Origin of the sequence: Kitasatospora sp. NPDC007106, from assembly GCF_040634455.1 — a bacterium.
GTDB classification, from domain to species: Bacteria; Actinomycetota; Actinomycetes; order Streptomycetales; family Streptomycetaceae; genus Kitasatospora; species Kitasatospora arboriphila.
In genome coordinates this window covers 1-3,883 of the sequence record NZ_JBEYFP010000575.1, presented here as the reverse complement: position 1 = coordinate 3,883, position 3,883 = coordinate 1, and the positions used below count along the sequence as shown (strand labels likewise).

Genomic DNA, 3,883 nt, shown 5'->3' with positions numbered 1-3,883 from the left:
CGAACCGCAGCTGGCCCGCGCGGAACCGCCGCGCGCGCTCTGGGAGGACGCGCCGCTCGTGCTCGTCGGCGACGACCTCGCCGAGTCGTGCTCCGGGCTGCCCCGGCGAGCCGGCGTGCTGCTGCTCGGGCTCGACCTCGACGACGGCAGCGTGTGGGTGCGGGCCGTGCGCCTCGGCGCCGAGCACGTGCTCTTCCTGCCCGACGCGCAGGCGTGGCTGCTCGATCGGATCGCCGACGCGGCGGAGGGCGTCGGCCCGCCCGCGCTCACCGTCGGCGTGCTCGGCGGCCGCGGCGGTGCCGGCGCCTCCACCCTGGCCTGCGCGCTCGCCGTGACCGCGGCCCGCAGCGGCCACCGCACCATGCTGGTCGACGCAGACCCGCTCGGCGGAGGGCTCGACGTGCTGCTCGGCGGCGAGACTGCCGAAGGGCTCCGCTGGCCTGATCTCGCCGGCTCCCGCGGGCGGATCGGCGGGGCCGAACTCACCGACGCGCTGCCGGAACTGCAGGGCCTCAGGGCTCTCTCCTGGGACCGCAGCGACTGCCTGGCCATCCCGCCGGAGGCGATGCGCAGCGTGCTCGCCGCGGCACGGCGCCGCGGCGGCCTGGTGGTGGTCGACCTGCCCCGCCACCTCGACCCCGCCGCCGCCCGGGCGTTGGAGCAGATCGACACCGCCCTGCTCGTGGTGCCCGCCGAACTGCGCGCCCTGGCCGCCGCGGACCGCGTGGCCGCGGCCGCCCGGATGCGGCTCACCGACCTGCGTGCGGTGGTGCGCGTGCCCGGCCCGGTCGGCCTCCCCGCCGCCGAGATCGCCCGCAACCTGCGGCTCGCCTTCGCCGGCGAGCTCCCGCCGGAGCCCGGGCTCGGCCTCGACGTCGAACGCGGAATGCCGCCCGGTCTGCGGGAACGCGGCCCGCTCGCCCGTTTCTGCAGCGGCTTCCTGAGCGAGGTCATGCCGCCGGTGGCCGCCGCGGGCGGTGCGTCATGACCGATCGTCTTCCGCGTCGGCGGCTGTCCGGCGGCCCCTGGGCCCAACCCGCGCAGCACCGCCGACGCCTCGGTACCGCCCTTCGGCTCGGCGGCGGTGGCTCACTGCGGACGGCCGCGGCCCTCCGCCCCGACGGACACCGCCCCGGGCCCGCCGCAGCGGTCGGCCAGCGGACCCAGGACGACACCGCGCACGGCCGCGGAGCCCTGCTCGACGCCGTCCGCCTCCACCTGGCCGAGACCGGCGCCCTGCCCACCACCGGGTCCGTCGCCGCCGCACTGCGTGCCAACCTGCCGACCCTGGGCGGCGACGACGTGCTCGACACCGTGCGCGCGATCCAGGCCGAACTGGTCGGGGCCGGTCCGCTCCACGAGCTCCTCGACCGCCCCGAGGTGACGGACGTGCTCGTCAACGGGCCTGACGACGTGTGGATCGACTGCGGCCGCGGTCTGCAACGGGCACCCGAGGTGCGCTTCCCAGACCGCGAGGCCGTCCGGCGGCTCGCCCACCGGCTGGCAACCGCGGCGGGCCGCCGACTCGACGACGCCATGCCCTGGGTCGACGCCCGCCTCCCCGACGGCACGCGGCTGCACGCCGTACTGCCGCCCATCGCCGCCGGCGGCTGTACCCACATCTCCCTGCGGATCTGCCGGGCGCGCCCGTTCACCCTGGACGAACTCGTCGCCGGCGGCACGCTCACCGGGCCCGGGGCCGACCTGCTCCGCGGTGTGCTCCGTGCCCGGTTGTCGCTGCTCATCAGCGGTGGCACCGGCTCCGGCAAGACGACACTGCTGGCCGCCCTGCTCGGACTCGTCGGACCGGACGAGCGGATCGTCGTCGTCGAGGACTCGGCTGAGCTCCGCCCCGACCACGCCCACGTGGTGCGTCTGCAGAGCCGCCCGCCGAATCAGGAAGGACTGGGCGAGCTCACCCTCCGCGACCTCGTCCGGCAGGCCCTGCGGATGCGCCCCGACCGACTGGTCGTCGGTGAGGTCCGCGGCGCCGAGGTCGTCGACCTGCTCGCCGCACTCAACACGGGACACGACGGGGGGTTCGGCACCGTCCACGCCAACGCGGCCGCCGATGTGCCGGCCCGCCTCGAAGCGCTCGGATCGCTCGCCGGGCTCGACCGGCTCTCGCTGCACAGCCAGCTCCGGGCCGCCGTCGACCTGGTCGTCCACCTCGTCCGGGATCCGGCCACCGGGCAGCGGCGGATCGCCGAACTCCACACCGTGGAGGGCGATGCCCGCGGCCTGACCGCCACCCGACCCGCCCTGCTCTTCCGGTCCGACGGCCGGTGCGCGACCGGGCCGGGCTGGGCCGCACTGCAGCACGCCTGCGCCGAGCGCGGCGTCGCCCTCGCGGGGAGGCCGGAATGACGCTCCGCCAACTGGAGGCCCTGTGGGGCCTGGCGCTCTGTGGGACGGCCGGGCTGGCGTGGTGGCTGCTCGAATCGGCCGTCGCCGGGCCGAAGCGCGACCGGGCGGCATCCGGTGAGCGGAGGCGGCCGTGAGCGGGCCGTCGAGAGGGACGACAGCCTTCGCCGGCCCGCCGGCCGCGCATCCGGGCGGCACACTGCGGCACCGGGCCGGCCCCAGGCGTGCCCACCGACTGCTCGGCACCACGGACGGGTACCCTTCCGGGCGCAGCGGAGCGGCCCTGCACGCAGTCACCCGGCGCATGACGGCGGCCGGACAACGGCCGCGGTGGCTGATCCCCGAACTGGTCCTGCTGCCGATCGGGATCGCGGCAGGCCACGCCACCCGGTCCCCGGTCCCGTTCCTCGCCGCGGCCGTCGGGATCCTGCCCCTGCGGCGACTGCGCGCCCGGCGCCGGACGGCCGAGGAGGCACGCCGTCGCGCGGCGGCCGTGATCGAGCTGTGCACCGCCCTGGTCGGCGAGCTCCGCAGCGGCGCCACCGCCGAGTACGCCCTGCAGACCGTCATCGGCCGCGGGGCCGCACTCCGGTACGGCCTCGGCGCCGAACCGTCCGCCCGGCTCGCGGCGGCCCGCTACGGAGCCGACGTTCCCGCCGCCCTCCGCCTAGTCGCCGAACTGCCGGGAGGCCGCGGCGCCGCAGCCGTGGCCGCCTGCTGGCAGGTGAGCGCCGACAGCGGTACAGGTCTGCTGGCCGGCCTGGACCAGCTCGGCGATGCCCTGCGGTCCGAACGCGCCCTCGCGGAGGAGGTGGCCGGTGAACTGGCCGGTTCCCGGGCGACGGTCGCGCTGCTGGCCGCGCTTCCCGTGTTCGCCCTCCTGCTCGGCACGGCCCTCGGTGCCCACCCGTTGTCGACACTGCTGCACACGCCGGCAGGGCTGGCCTGCCTCGCCGTCGGCGCCGTGCTGGAGACCACGGGACTGCTCTGGACGGCCAGGATCGTCAGGGCCGCCGAGGACGGTCCCCCGGCCGACCCGGACCGGGCAGCGGACGAGGACTGTGGGCGGCGTGCGGCGCGGTCTCCCTGCGGACTCACCCGCCGACGCGCGGACCACCGGGAACCTCCGAGGCGGCCGCACCCCGGCACCTCGGGGGAGGCGGTGGCCGGGTGACCGCCCTCACCGCGCTGACCGCCGCACTGTCAGCCGCCCTCGCGGTGCCGGCACTCCTGCCCGGTCCGGCACGGCGGCGCGACCTCCGACGGCGCCTGCAGCGCTGTCTGTCCAACCATCGTGTCAGCCCTCGCCCCGGCGACCGCCGCCGCTCCCGCCGAACACGGAGGCCGCCGCGCAGGCTGCCGGGCCGCGCCTGGTGCTTGCCGCTGGCCGTCGGCCTCGGTACGGCCGCCGCCGTGGGCGGAGCGGTGGGTCTCGTGGCCGGGGCCGGGGATCCGTCCTCGTCGTCTCGGTGCTGCTCGTCGGCCTGCTGCCGGAGAAGGACTCGGTCTTCGTCGCCTC

4 protein-coding genes are annotated in these 3,883 nt (G+C 77.2%); all 4 read left to right on the top strand.

All coding sequences use genetic code 11. The annotated features are described in order from the left end of the window. The coding region (gene ssd / locus ABZ641_RS28675; protein WP_359986348.1) for a septum site-determining protein Ssd at positions 1-988 on the top strand (988 nt) is incomplete at its 5' end. Continuing rightward, positions 985-2,367: a TadA family conjugal transfer-associated ATPase gene (locus tag ABZ641_RS28670; RefSeq protein ID WP_344622813.1), complete on the top strand. Its 1,383-nt coding sequence runs from the start codon at positions 985-987 to the stop codon at positions 2,365-2,367. The genes ssd and ABZ641_RS28670, both read left to right, overlap by 4 nt. Beyond that, the gene (locus tag ABZ641_RS28665) at positions 2,364-2,501 is read left to right on the top strand and encodes a hypothetical protein (protein WP_344622812.1); all 138 of its coding nucleotides are present in this window, start codon (positions 2,364-2,366) and stop codon (positions 2,499-2,501) included. Before ABZ641_RS28670 ends, ABZ641_RS28665 begins: the two co-directional genes overlap by 4 nt. Positions 2,502-2,668: 167 nt before the next feature. Further along, the gene (locus ABZ641_RS28660) at positions 2,669-3,538 is read left to right on the top strand and encodes a hypothetical protein (RefSeq protein ID WP_344622811.1); all 870 of its coding nucleotides are present in this window, start codon (positions 2,669-2,671) and stop codon (positions 3,536-3,538) included. Positions 3,539-3,883: the final 345 nt, after the last annotated feature.